Origin of the sequence: Methylorubrum subtropicum (assembly GCF_038442325.1) — a bacterium.
In the GTDB taxonomy this organism is placed as follows: domain Bacteria; phylum Pseudomonadota; class Alphaproteobacteria; order Rhizobiales; family Beijerinckiaceae; genus Methylobacterium; species Methylobacterium subtropicum.
Genome location: NZ_JBBXMW010000008.1, coordinates 176,465 through 191,286, shown reverse-complemented (window position 1 = coordinate 191,286; position 14,822 = coordinate 176,465). Strand labels below are relative to the sequence as shown.

At 72.5% G+C, this 14,822-nt stretch carries 14 protein-coding genes; 7 read left to right on the top strand and 7 right to left on the bottom strand.

Features of this window, described 5'->3' with window-relative positions; translation table 11 throughout:
• Positions 1–19 precede the first annotated feature (19 nt).
• Positions 20–850 (top strand): Uma2 family endonuclease, encoded by an 831-nt coding sequence (locus AAHG03_RS13530; RefSeq protein ID WP_342151194.1) that lies wholly within the window; start codon positions 20–22, stop codon positions 848–850.
• Positions 851–856: 6 nt separating this feature from the next.
• Here AAHG03_RS13530 and AAHG03_RS13525 read toward each other — a convergent pair whose 3' ends face one another.
• Positions 857–994 (bottom strand): hypothetical protein, encoded by a 138-nt coding sequence (locus tag AAHG03_RS13525; protein ID WP_342151193.1) that lies wholly within the window; start codon positions 992–994, stop codon positions 857–859.
• 79 nt (positions 995–1,073) lie between these two features.
• Here AAHG03_RS13525 and AAHG03_RS13520 point away from each other — a divergent pair, with 79 nt between their 5' ends.
• Both AAHG03_RS13520 and AAHG03_RS13515 read left to right on the top strand, forming a co-directional pair.
• The gene (locus AAHG03_RS13520; RefSeq protein WP_342151192.1) at positions 1,074–1,406 is read left to right on the top strand and encodes a cupin domain-containing protein; all 333 of its coding nucleotides are present in this window, start codon (positions 1,074–1,076) and stop codon (positions 1,404–1,406) included.
• Between the two features lie 111 nt (positions 1,407–1,517).
• Entirely contained in the window at positions 1,518–3,746 is a 2,229-nt protein-coding gene (locus AAHG03_RS13515; RefSeq protein ID WP_342151191.1) for a glycosyltransferase family 2 protein, read from the top strand.
• A 7-nt stretch (positions 3,747–3,753) separates the two neighbouring features.
• Here the strand turns inward: AAHG03_RS13515 and AAHG03_RS13510 are convergent, their stop codons facing one another.
• The gene (locus AAHG03_RS13510; RefSeq protein ID WP_342151189.1) at positions 3,754–4,647 is read right to left on the bottom strand and encodes a LysR family transcriptional regulator; all 894 of its coding nucleotides are present in this window, start codon (positions 4,645–4,647) and stop codon (positions 3,754–3,756) included.
• Between the two features lie 114 nt (positions 4,648–4,761).
• Here AAHG03_RS13510 and AAHG03_RS13505 point away from each other — a divergent pair, with 114 nt between their 5' ends.
• Positions 4,762–4,977: a hypothetical protein gene (locus tag AAHG03_RS13505; RefSeq protein ID WP_342151187.1), complete on the top strand. Its 216-nt coding sequence runs from the start codon at positions 4,762–4,764 to the stop codon at positions 4,975–4,977.
• A 252-nt stretch (positions 4,978–5,229) separates the two neighbouring features.
• Positions 5,230–5,982, top strand: coding sequence for a sulfite exporter TauE/SafE family protein (locus tag AAHG03_RS13500; protein ID WP_342151186.1), 753 nt, complete (start codon positions 5,230–5,232; stop codon positions 5,980–5,982).
• A gap of 15 nt (positions 5,983–5,997) precedes the next feature.
• Here the strand turns inward: AAHG03_RS13500 and AAHG03_RS13495 are convergent, their stop codons facing one another.
• The 4 genes from AAHG03_RS13495 to AAHG03_RS13480 form a co-directional block, all read right to left on the bottom strand.
• Positions 5,998–6,792, bottom strand: a complete 795-nt coding sequence (locus AAHG03_RS13495) for an AprI/Inh family metalloprotease inhibitor (protein WP_342151185.1) — start codon at positions 6,790–6,792, stop codon at positions 5,998–6,000.
• Between the two features lie 11 nt (positions 6,793–6,803).
• A complete protein-coding gene (locus AAHG03_RS13490; RefSeq protein ID WP_342151184.1) occupies positions 6,804–7,775 on the bottom strand; it encodes a 2-hydroxyacid dehydrogenase in 972 nt (323 codons plus the stop codon).
• A gap of 288 nt (positions 7,776–8,063) precedes the next feature.
• Positions 8,064–10,004 (bottom strand): AI-2E family transporter, encoded by a 1,941-nt coding sequence (locus AAHG03_RS13485; protein ID WP_342151183.1) that lies wholly within the window; start codon positions 10,002–10,004, stop codon positions 8,064–8,066.
• 214 nt (positions 10,005–10,218) lie between these two features.
• Positions 10,219–10,611, bottom strand: coding sequence for a response regulator (locus AAHG03_RS13480; RefSeq protein ID WP_342151182.1), 393 nt, complete (start codon positions 10,609–10,611; stop codon positions 10,219–10,221).
• Positions 10,612–10,740: 129 nt separating this feature from the next.
• Here AAHG03_RS13480 and AAHG03_RS13475 point away from each other — a divergent pair, with 129 nt between their 5' ends.
• Entirely contained in the window at positions 10,741–12,129 is a 1,389-nt protein-coding gene (locus AAHG03_RS13475) for a pentapeptide repeat-containing protein (protein ID WP_342151181.1), read from the top strand.
• Positions 12,130–12,140: 11 nt separating this feature from the next.
• Positions 12,141–14,516: a hybrid sensor histidine kinase/response regulator gene (locus tag AAHG03_RS13470; RefSeq protein ID WP_342151180.1), complete on the top strand. Its 2,376-nt coding sequence runs from the start codon at positions 12,141–12,143 to the stop codon at positions 14,514–14,516.
• A gap of 4 nt (positions 14,517–14,520) precedes the next feature.
• Here AAHG03_RS13470 and AAHG03_RS13465 read toward each other — a convergent pair whose 3' ends face one another.
• Positions 14,521–14,745, bottom strand: a complete 225-nt coding sequence (locus AAHG03_RS13465) for a hypothetical protein (protein ID WP_342151179.1) — start codon at positions 14,743–14,745, stop codon at positions 14,521–14,523.
• Positions 14,746–14,822: the final 77 nt, after the last annotated feature.

Here is a 14,822-nt window from a genome sequence, read left to right as displayed (position 1 = left end):
GCGTCTCCGGAGCCCCGCCATGCCGCTTGCGTTGCGCGACGCCTTCATCGACCTGGAGCAGTACGAGCGCCTCTGCGCGGCGGCGGGCGAGGGCGAGCGGCTCGAATATCTCGACGGCGAAGTCGTGCGGATGATGGTCGGCGGATCGACCGCGCATCACGCCCTGACGCGCCGCCTCGACGGCCTCATCGCCGACCGCCTCGCCCCCGGCGGCCCGTGCGCCGTGTTCCGCGAGACCATGCGGCTCGAGGCCGGCACCGCGCGGTTCTATCCGGACGTGTTCGTGGCCTGCGGCGCGGGCGTCGCGCCCGATGCCGAGACGCGGGGCGTGCCCGGCGCCACCGTCATCCTGGAGGTGCTGTCGCCCTCGACCGAGCGCTACGACCGCGGCCGGAAATGGCTCCGCTACCAAAGCCTGCCCGACCTCCGGCACTTCGCCCTCGTCGCCCAGGACCAGTGCCGGATCGAGGCTTTTCACCGGCAGGCGGCCGGATGGCACTACGAGCTGCTCGTCGGGCCGGACGCCGTGCTGCGGCTCGAGGCCGTCGGGGTCGAGCTGCGGCTCGGCGAGGTCTACGCGGTCCTGCCCGCTTTGGCCGCGGGCGCCGACGACCGGCCGGCGCAGGCCGCCTTCACGCCGGCCCAGGTCGCGAGCATCGCCGCGATGAGGGGGCTTCCCGTGTCGGGCGAGATCGAGGCGCTGCTCGCCGAGTTGGAGCCCGACGCGTGCGCGGCGGCGGTCGCCGCCCTCGTGGCGGGCGACGGCGTGGGGGGATGGGCCGCGATCCTGCCGGAGCGGCTGCACGCGCGCTTGAATGCACGCCCCGACGACGCGTCCGAGCGCGGGTGAGGCGCCTCACGCGTCCCCGTCGTCCTGCGCGGGCTTCGGCTCCGGCGGCAGCCGCGGCGGCGGCACCCGGCCGGGGCTCGGCGGGGTCGGCAGGCCGGCATCCGGATCGGCGGGCGGGGGCGGCGGGGGATCGGTCTCGGGCATGGCGCGGCGTCCCTTGAAGCTTTGGCGTATCGGTCAACGCCGCGGGGCCGGCATCGGTGGCATCACGGGGGTGAGGCGGATGAGCGAGGACGTGCCCAACCTGTTCGCCGGCCTGCCGCCGGAGGGCGCGCCCGCGGAGACCTTCGCCACGCTTGTTTCCGCGCCGGGCGCCCGGATCGAGCGGATCGTCTCCCGCGGGCAGGCGAGCCCGCCGGGCTTCTGGTACGACCAGGAGGAGGACGAGTGGGTCGCGGTGCTGGCCGGCGCCGCCACGCTCCGGTTCGAAGACGCGCCCGAACCGCTTCGTCTGGCGCCCGGCGACCACGTCTGGATCGCGCGCAATCGCCGCCACCGGGTCGAGGCGACCGCCGATCCGACGATCTGGCTCGCGGTTCACCTCGCGAGCGGATAGACAATCGTCCTGGATATGAAATCCAGGACGATTGTCTAAGTTTATGCGCCGCATCGGCTTTTTTCCGAAAGCCGTTGCCACCTTTCGGGCCGATGCTCTAACCCAGCCGGCATGATCGCCTGCCATATCCAACCGAAGGGACAGCTGGAGCCGGAGGGCGAGGGCCTGTGGCGCTCGACCGGGGCCGATCCGCAGTTCCGCCTGACCCGCCCCGGTGGCGGGCGGCTGTTCCGCTTGCGCCTGAAGGGCGGCTGGGTGCGGCTGCGGCTCGATCTCGAACCGCTCGGCACCACCAAGCTCGTCCCGCTGCTCTACGTCGATGACGGGTCGGGCTTTCGCGAGGACCGCGCGCTGCGCCTCGAACTTCGCGAAGAGGGCGGGATCGACGATCTCGTGCGCCTGCCGCGCCGGGTGCGGGGCTTGCGCCTCGATCCACTGGCCGCGAGCGGGCGGTTCCGGCTGTCGCGCGCCAGCCTCGAACCCCTGAGCGGGCCCCGCGCCGCACTGAGTATCGCCCGGCGGCTTCTGGCGCGGTTGGCCCCGGACGAGCGCCGCCCCGCCGCCCTGATCCCGCGGCTGGCCCGCCTCGCCCGGTCGCGCCCGCCCGCCGCCCTGTGGCGGGAGTTTTGGGAGAGCGCCCGGCCGCGCCCGGCGTCGGCCTCCTACGCCGCCTGGATCGAGCGGGTCGAGCGGCCGGCCCTGCCGAGCGCGCCAGCGATGCGCGCGGCGATCGAAGGCTTCGCGATCCGCCCCCGCATCTCCATCGTCATGCCGGTCTATAACACGCCCGAGCTCTATCTCGCGGCAGCGCTCGCCAGCATCCGGGCCCAGAGCTACCCCGACTGGGAGCTGTGCCTGTGCGATGACGCCTCCACCGCCCCCCACATCGCCCCGATGCTGGGGCGGCTGGCGGCCGAGGAACCGCGGGTGCGCCTGCATTCGAGGGAAAAGAACGGCGGCATCGTCGCGGCGAGCAACGACGCGCTGGCGCTGGCCACCGGCGACTGGCTCACCCTGATCGACCACGACGACACGATCCCCCCCCACGCCCTCTTCGCCCTGGTGGCGGCCCTGAACGCGGCCCCGGAAACCGACTTCGTCTATTCCGACGAGGACAAGATGACGGTGGACGGCGAGCGCTACGAGCCGTTCTTCAAGCCCGACTGGTCGCCCGAGACGCTGGAGGCCTGCATGTACACGGCCCATCTGGCGCTCTACCGGCGGGACATCGTGGGCCGGATCGGCGGGTTCCGCTCTGAGTGCGAGGGCGCGCAGGATTACGACTTCGTCCTGCGCTACACCGAGCACGCCCGCCATGTCCGCCACGTGCCGCAGGTTCTCTACCACTGGCGGGCGATCCCCGGCTCGACGGCGCAGGCCATGGACAACAAGGGCTACGTGGTCGCCGCCGCAATCCGCGCGCTGGAGGATCGGGCGCGCCGCACCGGCGGGCTCGACACCGTGCGCCCCACGGCGTTCGCCGGCAGCTTCCACCTGCGCCGCGTGCTCAAGGAACGCCCGCCCGTCTCGATCGTGATCCCGACGGCGGGGCGCGACAGCGTGGTGCGGGGGGAAACGGTCGATCTGCTCGCCGCCTGCCTCGCCAGCATCCGGGGCACCAGCACCTACGAATCCATCGAGATCGTCGCGGTCGACAACGGCGACCTGCGGCCCGGCACGAAAGCCGCGCTCGAGCGCCACGGCGCCCGCGCGGTGACGTGGGCGCGGCCCGAATTCAACGTCGCGGCCAAGATGAATCTCGGCGCCCGCGCAGCCACCGGCGACGTGCTGGTCTTCCTCAACGACGACGTCGAGGTCATCACGCCGGACTGGATCGAGGCGATGCTGGCGTTGCTCGCCATCCCCGGCGTCGGCGCGGTCGGGGCGAAACTTCTGTTCGAGACCGGCGAGCTGCAGCATGTCGGCGTCAGCGTGATCGACGCCACGCCCGACCACCCCCGCCGCACCTACCCGCGGGAAGACCCCGGCCACTTCTTCTCGACCGCGGGCAACCGCAACTACCTCGCGGTGACCGGCGCCTGCGTGATGGTGCGGCGCGCGGACTTCGAGGCGATCCAGGGCTTCGACGAGGGATTCGCGGTCAACTACAACGACGTGGACCTGTGCCTGCGCCTCTACGAGCGCGGCTTGCGCAGCGTCTATTGCGCGGAAGCCGAACTCTACCACTACGAGAGCCGCAACCGCGCCCGCACCGTCGATCCAGCCGAGCACGCCGCTTTTCGGGCACGCTGGGCGGCGAAGATTCCGCGCGATCCCTATTACGGCGAATGGTTCGAGGCGCTGCCGCCGACCTTCGAGCTCGACCCGGCGCGGTTCTGACGCGGCCTCAGCCCGCGGCTTCCGCGGTCAGGTGATCCACCAGCTGGCGCGCATGCGCCGGCAGTGCGGAAAACCGGCGGGCGGCGAGGACGAGGCGGCGGCAGGCCCAGGGGTCGCTGAGCGGCACGATGCGGATGCCCGCCGTCTCGACGGCGCGCACGGCGACCGCCTCCGGCACGATGGCGATGCCGACGCCGCGGGCGACCATGCGGCAGACCGCGTCGAGCCCGCCGAGCCGCACCCGCAGCTTGAACGGGCGGCCCGCCCGCGCGGCGTGGCCGGCCAGATAGGTCTGGAGCGAGCGGCTGTGGCTCAGACCCACGAACGGCTCGTCCAGCACCTCCCGGAGCGCGACCGCCGCCCGCGCCGCCAGCGGATGGCTCTCCGCCACCACGACGACGAGCCGGTCGGGGCGCAAGGGTCGCGTCTCCAGGTCGGCGAGTTCGGTGGTGTCGGCGACGATGCCGAGGTCGGCGAGGCCGCCTGCCACCGCATCGACGGTCTCGCGGCTGGTGCGCTCCTCCAGATCGATGTCGATGCCAGGGTGCGCCGCGAGGAAGTCGGACAGAACCTCCGGCAGGAAGGCCGCGACCGCCGCCGTCACCGAGAGCAGGCGCACATGCCCGCGCAGGCCGCGGGCGTATTGGCCGAGTTCGCCGCGCATCTGTTCGAGTTGCGCCAGCACCGTGCGGGCATGGTGCGCCACCGCCTGCCCGGCCGGCGTCGGGCGCACCCCGCGGGGCAGGCGCTCCAAGAGCGGCACGCCGCCGTCGAGTTCCATCCCGCGGATGCGCTCGCTCGCCGAGGCCAGCGCGAGACCCGCCCGCTCGGCGCCGCGGGTGATGCTCTCGGCCTCGACCACGTGCAGGAACAGGCGGAGATCGGTGAGATCGAAGCGCATCGGGCCATGGTCCGACGCCTGGAGCGCGGCCGCAAGTGCCTTCGGCTGAGCCGAAGGCTGAATGGGGCGAGTTCCGCATTGTGACGGGCGCCGGCTCCGCCGAAGTTTCGGCCCATGGCACGGCAGGCACACACCCTCGTCCCGGGACGAACCCTTCTGGAGAGCACCGCGATCGTCCTCGCGGCGCTCCTCGCCCTCGTGGCCTTCGCGACGCGCTCCGACGCGGGGCGCGGCTGCGCCGTCCCGGCCCACCTCATCGAGCCGCCGGCGGCTGCGGTCAGCACCGATCCGGAGGTCGATTTCCGGGACGCGCTGCTCGTCGGCGACTGATTTTTTGTGACTTCAACGCCCCGGCCGACGACAGGCTCTCCCCGTCATTGCGAGGCGGAGCCGAAGCAATCCAGCGCTCCGCATCGTCAGGACAGGGCGTCCGCTGAGCCGCTGCGTCGGCACGGTTCCACCATCTCCGGCACCCGCGCGCCCTGGATTGCTTCGGCTTCTCCTCGCAATGACGGCGCGGGTGTCACACGCCGCCCGGCGCGCCCGACCCTCCACGACGACCCACTGGCCCGAAACGAAAAAATGACCTTCCCCCTCGATCCCTCGGCGCTCGCCATCGCGGCCTTCGCCTTTCTGCTGGCCGGCTTCGTCAAGGGCGTGGTCGGGCTCGGGCTGCCGCCCGTCGCGGTGGGGCTGCTGAGCCTCGTCATGACGCCGGCGGAGGCCGCCGCGATCCTCGTGGTGCCGGCCTTCGTCACCAATGTCTGGCAGTTGGTGGCGGGGCCGCGCTTCGGTGCGCTGGCGAAGCGGCTGTGGCCGCTGCTGGTGGCGAGCACGCTGACGACGCTCGCGGCCGGCGCGCTGCTGCACGGGCGCTACGGGCGCGAGGCCACCATCGCGCTGGGGATCGCCCTGATGATCTACGCCGCCTACGGGCTCGCCGCCCTGCGGCTGACCGTGGCGCCCGCCACTGAGCGCTGGCTCGCGCCGATCATCGGCGGGGCGACCGGGGTGGTGACGGCGGCGACCGGCGTGTCGTCGTTCCCGGCCGCGCCCTATCTCGGCGCGCTGGGGCTCTCCAAGGACGACCTGATCCAGGCGCTCGGCCTGTCCTTCACGGTCTCGACCATCGCGCTCGCCGTGGCGCTCACCGGGACCGGGGTGCTGGGGCCGAAGATCGCGGGCGTGTCGCTGCTCGCGCTGCTGCCCGCCCTCGGCGGCATGTTCGTCGGCGGCTGGGTGCGCGGCCGGGTCAGCGAGCCGGTCTTCCGCAAGGTCTTCTTTGTCGGCCTGCTCGGGCTCGGGGCGCATCTGGCCGCGCGGGCGGTTTTTTGAGGCTTGGGTTGAGCGTTACGGCTCGACCTTCCTGAGCACGAACGTCACCCCGACATCGGGGTCGCGGCGCCAGCGGCCGTCGGGGAGGGCGATGAGGTTGACCGCGTGGCCGCGGCGGGCCTTGAGGGTGAGGAGGCCGGAGGCGAAGCGCCAGGTCGCGGGGTCGAACACCGTGATCCCGCTGTCGCGGCAGCCGGGCAGGAGGCGCACCGGCGCTTCCTTGGCCGCGGCGTCGGGGGGCGCCAGTTCGAGGCGGCAGACGTCCTTTTGCGTGGCGCGGTCGAGGGCGTAGAGGCCCGGCGCCGGGCCCTCCGGCGGGGGCGCGGGGGCGGCGGTCGGTTGCGGCGCTGCGGCGGGTTCGGGCGCGGGCGGCGTGTCGGAGGCCGGGCGCATGGCGGCGATCTGGAGGGGGACGAGGCTGTAGCGCTCGCCGTTCCCGGCGGTCGCGCCGAGGCTGCGGCCGTCGGGCTCGCGGGCGAAGCTCAGGATCGGCCGGACGTTGGTGTCGACGAGGCGGATGCCGTCGTCGGCGTAGAGCCAGCCGGCGATCCCGGCCATCACCGGCAGCGCCCGGCGGCAGCCCGCGGGGAAGCGCACGATCCGGCCGGCCGGGCCGCTGTCGGCCGAGAGCGTCAGCACGCAGCGCCGCTGCCCGCCCGCGATGGCGAGGTCCCAGCTGCCCGCCGCCCCGGCCACGGTGTCGGGCAGGGTAGCCGGCATGCTGCTCTGCGGGGGCGTCGTCGCCTCCTGCGCGGCGGCGGCGAGCGGCAGGAGGACGGCGAGGGCGAGGGTGGCGGGGCGCGGCGGCACGGAAACGAACCTCATCGTGCGCGCAGGCCCGGCGTCTCGGGAACGGGGGTCAGCGGCGCCCGACCCTCGAACCACGCGAACAGGTTGTCGGTCAGGAGCCGGCCCATCGCCGCCCGCGTATAGTGGGAGCCGGAGCCGACATGCGGCAGCAGCACGGTGTTGTCGAGGGCGGCGAGCGCGTCCGGCACGTGCGGCTCGTTCTCGAACACGTCGAGCCCGGCGCCGAGGATGGTGCCGGCCTGCAATGCTGCGGTCAGCGCCGCCTCGTCGATCAGGCTGCCGCGGGCGATGTTGATCACGATGCCGTCCGGCCCGAGCGCGTCCAGCACCGCGGCATCGACGATGCCCTTCGTGTCCGGCCCGGCAGGGGCGGCGACGATCAGGATGTCGCTCGCTTGCGCCAGCCCGATTAGGCTGTCGTGATAGGCGTAACCCACGTCCTGCGGCGTGCGGCCGTGATAGGCGACGCTCACGCCGAAGGCTTCGAGCCGCGTCGCGATGGCCCGGCCGATCCGCCCGAGGCCGAGGATGCCGGCCTTGCGCTCGCGCAGGCTCGTCGTGAGCGGAAAACTCGCCTGCCGCCAGCGGCCCTCGCGCAGGTAGCGGTCGGCCTGCGGGATGCGCCGCACGGTCGCGAGCAGCAGGCCCAGCGCGAGGTCGGCCACCTCGTCGGAGAGCACGTCGGGGGTGTGGGTGACGACGATCCCGCGGCGGGCGGCCTCCCTCACGTCGATGGTGTCGTAGCCGACGCCGAAGCTCGACACGATCTCGAGGTTCGGCAGCCGCTCGAACAGGGCGGCATCGATCGGGCTCATCGCGCCGACGGCGAGCCCGCGGATGCGCGGGCCGATCTCGGAGAGGAAGGCGTCGCGGTCGGGCGCCTCCTCCAGCCGGTGCAGGCGGAAGCGGTGGCTAAGCCGCTCGGCCACGTCGGGCCGGGTCTGGCGGATCAGTAGGATCTCGGGCGTGTCGTCGGCTGTCACCCTGGCGTCCTCCCGCCTTTTTCACGAGTCCTGCCGGAGTATCGTCGCGCCGGGCGGCGGTCCAGCGGATCGGGCGGCGGGGCTGTTGGTGCAGGGTGACAGGCGCGGCCGGATTGTGCGCCGGCCGGTTCTGACGACCTCTCGCCGTCATTCCGGGGCCGCGAAGCGGAACCCGGAATCCACCCATGATGCGCGGTGCCCGGTCGCAATCGACCTGTCGCGGCCAGTCGTGGATTCCGGGTTCGCCTTCGGCGCCCCGGAATGACGGTGGGGTTGTCGTCGGCAGCCCTACTCCGCCGCCCGCCGCATCGGTTCCGGCGCGGCCCGCGCCTGCTCCAGCGCGGCCCCCAGGGCGTCGCCGAGCGAGGTGACGAGGCGGTCGGCGGCGATCTGGCGGCGCAGGCGCCCGAGGGAGGCCGGGTCGCGCTCGCGCCAGAAGCCGACCATCACGCTCACCCCCGGCACCGCCTGGCGGGCGCGCCGCAGCGTCAGGCGGATCTGCGAGAGGCTGATCGGGTCGAGATAGGAGAAGCAGATCAGCGCCGGCCGCTCCTCCGGGCTCAGGGCGCGCAGCGCCTCCTGCGACACCGCCCGCGCGGCGAGGCCGTGGCGGGTCAGCGTCTGGGCGAGCATCAGGGTGGCGGCCTCGTCGAAAGCGCCACCGCTCGTCACGCAGAGCACCGGGGTGGCGCCGCGCCAGCCGGGGGCGAGGTCGTCGGGGCGCAGCACGATGGCGGCGGTGCTGCGGTCCGGCCCCACGGCGGCGAAGGCGGCCTCGGCCTCGGCGCTGGCGGTCTTCTGGCGGCGACCGAGGAACGGCAGGCCGCGGGCCCGCACCTGCCCCAGCGTCTCGACGACGACACGCACGCTCGCGCCCACCTGTCCCTGGCGCGCACGGTCGAGGGTGCCGCGGGCGGCATCCTCCTGCGCCATCCGGAGCGAGGCCAGCACCACCTCGTCGTAATAGGTGACGAGCGCCCGCTCCTTCAGGAAAAGCCGGCCCTGCTCGATCGCCTCGGCCGGATCGCCCGCCAGCATGCGCTGATAAAAAATTTCCTGGGGGCCGAGCGCGGGCCGGTCGCCGAGGATCACGTCGAGGAACCACAATCGCTCGACATGACGCCCGAGCACGACGAGGCAGACGGTCAGCGGGGTGGCGAGCAAGAGGCCGATCGGCCCCCACAGGAAGGTCCAGATCGTGGCCGCCAGGATCACCGCCATCGGCGAGATGCCGGTGGAGTGGCCGTAGAGCAGCGGCTCGACCACGTGGCCGGCGATGGGCTCGACCACGACGAACAGGATCGCGACCTGGATCGCCATCGACCAGCCCGGATCGACCGCGACCGCGATGGCGAGCGGCAGCACCGCGCTGATCACCGCGCCGACATACGGCACGAACCGCGAGATGCCGGCGATGACGCCGAACAGGATCGGGCTCGGCACGCCGATGGCCCACAGGCCCACCCCGATCACGAGGCCGAAGGCGAAGTTGAGGGCGAGCTGCGCCAGAAACAGCCGGCTGAGGCGGCCGGTGGCGTCGTCGATCGCCGCCGTCGTGCGGCGCAGGTCGCTCGATCCGGCCAAGCGGATCGCGCGATTGCGCAGGTCTTCCCGCTGCAACAGGATGAAGATCGTGAACAGCAGGATCAGGCCGAACGTCGCCAGCGGATGCAGCACGCCGCCCGCGACCGAGCCCAGCGTCTTCAGCAGGCCCGAGCGGGGGGCGTGGATCTCGACCTGCATCGGCCGCTCGGCCGTGCCGAGCCGGGCATCCGCGGTCGTCTCGGGGGCGGGGGGCTGCAGCTCCTTGCCGATCTCCTCGGCCATGTCGAAGAAGCCGGAGAAGCTGTCGGACAGGCCGCCGCGCTCGGCGGTCGCCGCACGGAGCGCCGTGATCTTGTCGCGCAGGGTGATGGAGTAGCGCGGCAGGTCGGTGGCGAGCTGCGCCGCCTCGCGGGCGATCAGCCCGCCGACGGCGACGAGGATGCCGAAGGCCAGGAGCACCACGACGAGCACGGCCGCCGCCCGCGGCACCCGCAGGCGCCGGAGCGCCCGCACCGCCGGCAGCAGGACGAAGCTGAGAAGAATCGCGAGCGCCACCGGCACGAGGATGTCGCGCCCGAGATAGAGGGCGCCGGCCAGCGTCACGACCAGCAGCAGAGAGGCGAGCGCCGTCACCACCGGCAGCGCCCGCCGCATCAGGCGCGCCGTGACCGGATCGTCGCTCATCGGACCATCGCCTGCGTGCCGGGAAGAAGGGCGTTTCGGTGCGCGTCTCCCCCCCACACCCTCATCCTGAGGTGCTGCGAAGCAGCCTCGAAGGAGGGCTCCAGGGATCGCCGCGCGAGCTGGAGCCCTCCTTCGAGGCTGCGCTTCGCGCAGCGCCTCAGGATGAGGGGGTGAATGGGAGGAGGAGTGGTGGAGGCGTCTGCCCCGGCCACGCTCAGGACGCCGCCCCGATCGCCGCGCCGATCTGGCTCAGGAGTTTCGGGAAATCGATCGGCTTGGCGTGGTAGTCGTCGCAGCCGGCCTGGATCGCCTTGTCGCGGTCGCCCGACATGGCGTGGGCGGTGAGCGCGATGATCGGGATCGCGCGGGTGTCGCCGCCGGCCTTGAGGGCGCGGGCGGTGGACCAGCCGTCGAGCACCGGCAGGTTCATGTCGAGCAGGATCACGTCGGGCTGGGCCGCGCGGGCCTGCTGCACGCCGGCCTCGCCGTCATGGGCCAGCACCACCTCGTAGCCGCGGCGCTTGAGGCGGCGGGACAGGAAGTCCCAGATCTCCTCGTGGTCCTCGACCAGCAGAATCTTGCCCGACACGCCCGCCCATCCCCTCATCGCGCCGTCACCGCGCCCCGCATCAACGCGCGGAACGCCCGCCGGATCACACAATCGCCGCGGTGCAAGCGTCTCGCCATTTGGCCCCGCCTGCCTGTATCGCTCAAGGCGACGGTGCGAGGGGTGGATATGGTGCGGGACGCGGCGGTGCAACATGGCGGGCAACGTGGCGAGACCGGGGGCGATCCGCGCGTCGCCGCCCTGCTGGCGCAGCTCGGCGCCGGGGCCGCCCCCCTCGATGGCGCGGGCCGGGGCGGGCTCGCCGGGCTGCGCCTGGGCCGCGCGGCGCTCGAACCGCGCATCGAGGCGGGCGCGCCGCCCGCGTGGTGGGCAACTGACACCGGCGGGCTCGACCTCGGCGGCGCCGACCTCGGGGAAGCCGATCTCGAAGAGACCGACCTGTCGGGGGCGAACCTCCGGCGCGCCAAGCTGCCCGGCATCCTCGCCCGCTCGGCCGGGTTCGAGGGGGCCTGCCTGGAGGAAGCGGACTTTTCCGGCGCCGACCTCTCGGGGGCGCGCTTCCACGGCGTCGCGGGGGGGCAGGCGGCCTTCGGCGAGGCGATGCTGGAGGATGCCGACTTCTCCGACGCCGTGATGCGCTTCGCGAGCTTCCGGAAGGCGCTGCTCGACGGCGCGCGCTTTCCCGGCGCCGACCTGTGGGGCACCGACTTTTCCGGGGCCGACGCCGACGATTCGGTGTTCCGGTCCGCGCGCCTCGACGAGGCGAACCTGTCCGACTGCAACCTCACGGGGGCGGATTTCGAGGGGGCGAGCCTGAAGAAGGCGCGGCTGACCGGCTCGCGCCTGCGGGGCGCCAACCTCGCGGGCTGCCGCCTCGACGGGGCCGACCTGTCGGGGGCGGATTTCGCCCGCACCAGCCTCGTGCGGCTCGACCTGACCACGTGCAAGTTGCGTCACGCGCGCTTCGCCGGCGCATGGCTCGAAGGGGTGCGGCTCTCGCACGAGCAGCTCGGCGGCTGCGTCGGCGAGGAGGCGGCGGGCGAGTACGAGGCGGCGCAGGCGAGCTACCTCGCGCTGGAGCGCAACCTCCAGAGCATCGGCAGCCATACGGGGGCGAGTTGGGCCTACAAGCGCGGGCGCCGCATGGGCCGGCGCCATGCCGGCCAGCAGGCCCACAAGGCCTTTTCCGCACGCGATCTGCGCGGCACCGTCACCCACGGCTATCGCTGGATCGCCGACCGCTACGTCGAGTGGCTGTGCGATTACGGCGAGAGCCTGTCGCGCATCGCCCGCGCCTTCGCCATCGGCATCGTCCTGTTCGCGGTGGCCTACGGGGCGACCGGCGGCCTGTCGCGGGAGGGCACGGATGTCCCGACCTACAACCCCCTCGACCTCGTCAGCTACAGCGCCCTCAACATGCTCACCGCCAACCCGCCGGAGATCGGGGTGAAGCCGGACGGGCGCATCACCAACCTGCTCGTCGGCGTGCAGGGCGCCGTCGGCATCGTGCTGATGGGCTTGTTCGGCTTCGTGCTCGGCAACCGGCTGCGGCGGTAAGGGGACGGACGATGGAGAACACCACCGTGAGCGCCCACGCTGCCCCGCCGAGCGAGGCCGATTTCCGCAACCTCGCCGACGCGCTGCCCCAGCTCGCCTGGATCGCCGACGGGGCGGGCAACCTGTTCTGGTACAATCGCCGCTGGTACGACTATACCGGCACGACGCCCGCCGAGATGGCCGATGCCGGCTGGCGCAAGCTGCACCACCCCGACCATCTGGAGCGCGCCGCCGCGCGCTTCTCCGCCTGCATCGCCGCGGGGCAATCCTGGCAGGACACGTTCCCCCTTCGCGGGAAGGACGGGCGATACCGCTGGTTCCTGTCGCTCGCCGAACCCGTGCGGGGCCCCGACGGCACGGTCGAGCGCTGGTACGGCACCAACACCGACGTGACCGAGACGCGCGAGGCGCAGGAAGCGCTGCGCCTCTCGGAAGAGCGCTTCCGCGCGCTGATCGACGCCTCGGCGGCGGTGATCTGGAACACCACCGCGGAGGGCGAGCTGATGCCGCCGCAGCCGCGCTGGGCCGCCTACACGGGGCAGAGCGAGGAGGCCTATCAGGGCTGGGGCTGGGTCGATGCGGTCCATCCCGAAGACCGCGCCAGGGCCGCGGAAGTCTGGGCCGAATGCGTCGAGCAGGTGCGGCCCTACGCGGTCGAGTACCGGCTGCGCCGCCACGACGGAGAATGGCGCGACACCGAGGTGCGCGGCGTGCCGGTGCTGGCCGAGGACGGCGCGATCCGCGAATGGGTCGGGCTCAACATCGACATCACCGTGCGCAAGGAAGCGGAGGCCGAGGCCGAGCGCGCCCGGGCGGCGGCAGAGGCCGCCAACCTCGCCAAGAGCCAGTTCCTGGCCAACATGAGCCACGAACTGCGCACGCCGCTCTCGGCGGTGATCGGCTATTCCGAGATGCTCGGCGAGGAGCTGGAGGATCTGGGCCAGGCCGAGCTGCTGCCGGACCTGCGCAAGATCGAATCTTCCGCCCGCCATCTCCTCGGGCTCATCAACGACGTGCTCGACATCTCGAAGATCGAGGCCGGGCGCATGACGCTCGCCGCCGAGACCTTCGACGTGGCGAGCCTCGTGGACGACGTGTCGGCGGCGACGCAGAGCCTGATCGCGAAGAAGCGCAACCGCTTCCGCCTCGATCTCGGACCCGATCTCGGCGCGATGCATCAGGACCAGCTGAAGCTGCGCCAATCGCTGATCAACCTGATCGGCAACGCCGCCAAATTCTCGGAGGACGGCGACATCGCGCTCACGGTCCGCCGCAGCAGGGGGGAGGGCGCCGACTGGCTGACGTTCGCCGTCTCCGACACCGGCATCGGGCTCACCGAGGAGCAGATGGGCCGGCTGTTCGAGCGGTTCTCGCAGGCCGACGAATCGACCACGCGCCAGTTCGGCGGCACGGGGCTCGGGCTCGCCATCACCCGCGCCTTCTGCGAGCGGATGGGCGGGGCGATCGATGTCGCCAGCACCTACGGGAAGGGCGCGACCTTCACGATCCGGCTGCCCGCCGAACTGGCTTTGCACGAGGAGGAGGAGGCCGCCGAGAGCGTGGCGGCGCGCGTCCACGAGATCACCGAGGGCGAGGCGCATCTCCACGACGTGGTGCTGCTGGTGGACGACGACCCCGCGGCCCGCGACCTGCTCCAGCGCTTCCTCGAACGCGAGGGGTTCCGGGTGCGCACCGCCAACGACGGCCGGGCCGGGCTGACGCTCGCCCGCGCACTCAAGCCGCGGGCGATCCTGCTCGACATCGAGATGCCGCGCATGGACGGCTGGGCGGTGCTGCACGCGATCCGCACCGATCCCGACATCGCCGAGACCCCGGTGATCATCACCAGCGTGGTCAACGAGTTCAGCCTCGCCCACGTGCTCGGCGCCACCGACTACCTCGTCAAGCCGGTCGATTGGGGGGCCCTCAAGGAGGCGATGGAGCGCTACCGCCCGACCGAACACGAGGGCAGCGTCCTCATCGTCGACGACGACCCGGACGCCCGCGAGCGGATGCGCCGCACGCTCCAGCGCGAGGGCTGGCAGGTGCGCGAGGCGGAGAACGGCGCGCAAGGCCTCGACAGCCTGGATGCGGCCCGCCCGAGCCTGATCCTGCTCGACCTGATGATGCCGGTGATGGACGGCTTCGCCTTCCTGCGCGCCTTGCGCGGGCGCCCCGACGGCAACGTGCCGGTGGTGGTGCTGACCGCTAAAGAAATCACGCCTTCCGAGAAGGAGAGCCTCGGGCGACAAGCCGACCGGCTGATCGTGAAGGGCTCGATGAGCCTGGCCGAAATCGGCCGACAGCTGCGCGACCTCTACGCCCGCACCGACCGCACGCCGCTGCCGGGGGAGATCCAGGGGCTGATCGAACGGCTGCCCTCCTGACGGCTCAGCCCCCCGGCCGCAGCCGGTCCGCCGGCTCGGCCTCGGCAGCGAGGCCGGTGAGCGCGCGGACCATGCCCTGCATCACCCGGCGCGACATCATCACGCCGACCGTCCGACAATCGGCGCCCTCGAACTTCACCACGACGGTGTCGCCGCCGTCGATGAGTTCGACATCGACGAATGCTTTGGTCGATAAGAGACACAATTCGTCGGACAATCTCGCGAGCATCGTCAACCCCGGTCCCGAGATCGGCTTTTCCGAGCGTTGCAATCCCCGCGAGGGGGGCGCTCGCCGATTCTTGCGAA

Coding starts and splice junctions, on each gene's coding strand:
- AAHG03_RS13530 (WP_342151194.1), top strand. CDS start 20: ATGCCGCTTGCGTTGCGCGACGCCTTCATCGACCTGGAGCAGTACGAG.
- AAHG03_RS13525 (WP_342151193.1), bottom strand. CDS start 994: ATGCCCGAGACCGATCCCCCGCCGCCCCCGCCCGCCGATCCGGATGCC.
- AAHG03_RS13520 (WP_342151192.1), top strand. CDS start 1,074: ATGAGCGAGGACGTGCCCAACCTGTTCGCCGGCCTGCCGCCGGAGGGC.
- AAHG03_RS13515 (WP_342151191.1), top strand. CDS start 1,518: ATGATCGCCTGCCATATCCAACCGAAGGGACAGCTGGAGCCGGAGGGC.
- AAHG03_RS13510 (WP_342151189.1), bottom strand. CDS start 4,647: ATGCGCTTCGATCTCACCGATCTCCGCCTGTTCCTGCACGTGGTCGAG.
- AAHG03_RS13505 (WP_342151187.1), top strand. CDS start 4,762: ATGGCACGGCAGGCACACACCCTCGTCCCGGGACGAACCCTTCTGGAG.
- AAHG03_RS13500 (WP_342151186.1), top strand. CDS start 5,230: ATGACCTTCCCCCTCGATCCCTCGGCGCTCGCCATCGCGGCCTTCGCC.
- AAHG03_RS13485 (WP_342151183.1), bottom strand. CDS start 10,004: ATGAGCGACGATCCGGTCACGGCGCGCCTGATGCGGCGGGCGCTGCCG.
- AAHG03_RS13480 (WP_342151182.1), bottom strand. CDS start 10,611: ATGAGGGGATGGGCGGGCGTGTCGGGCAAGATTCTGCTGGTCGAGGAC.
- AAHG03_RS13475 (WP_342151181.1), top strand. CDS start 10,741: ATGGTGCGGGACGCGGCGGTGCAACATGGCGGGCAACGTGGCGAGACC.
- AAHG03_RS13470 (WP_342151180.1), top strand. CDS start 12,141: ATGGAGAACACCACCGTGAGCGCCCACGCTGCCCCGCCGAGCGAGGCC.
- AAHG03_RS13465 (WP_342151179.1), bottom strand. CDS start 14,745: ATGCTCGCGAGATTGTCCGACGAATTGTGTCTCTTATCGACCAAAGCA.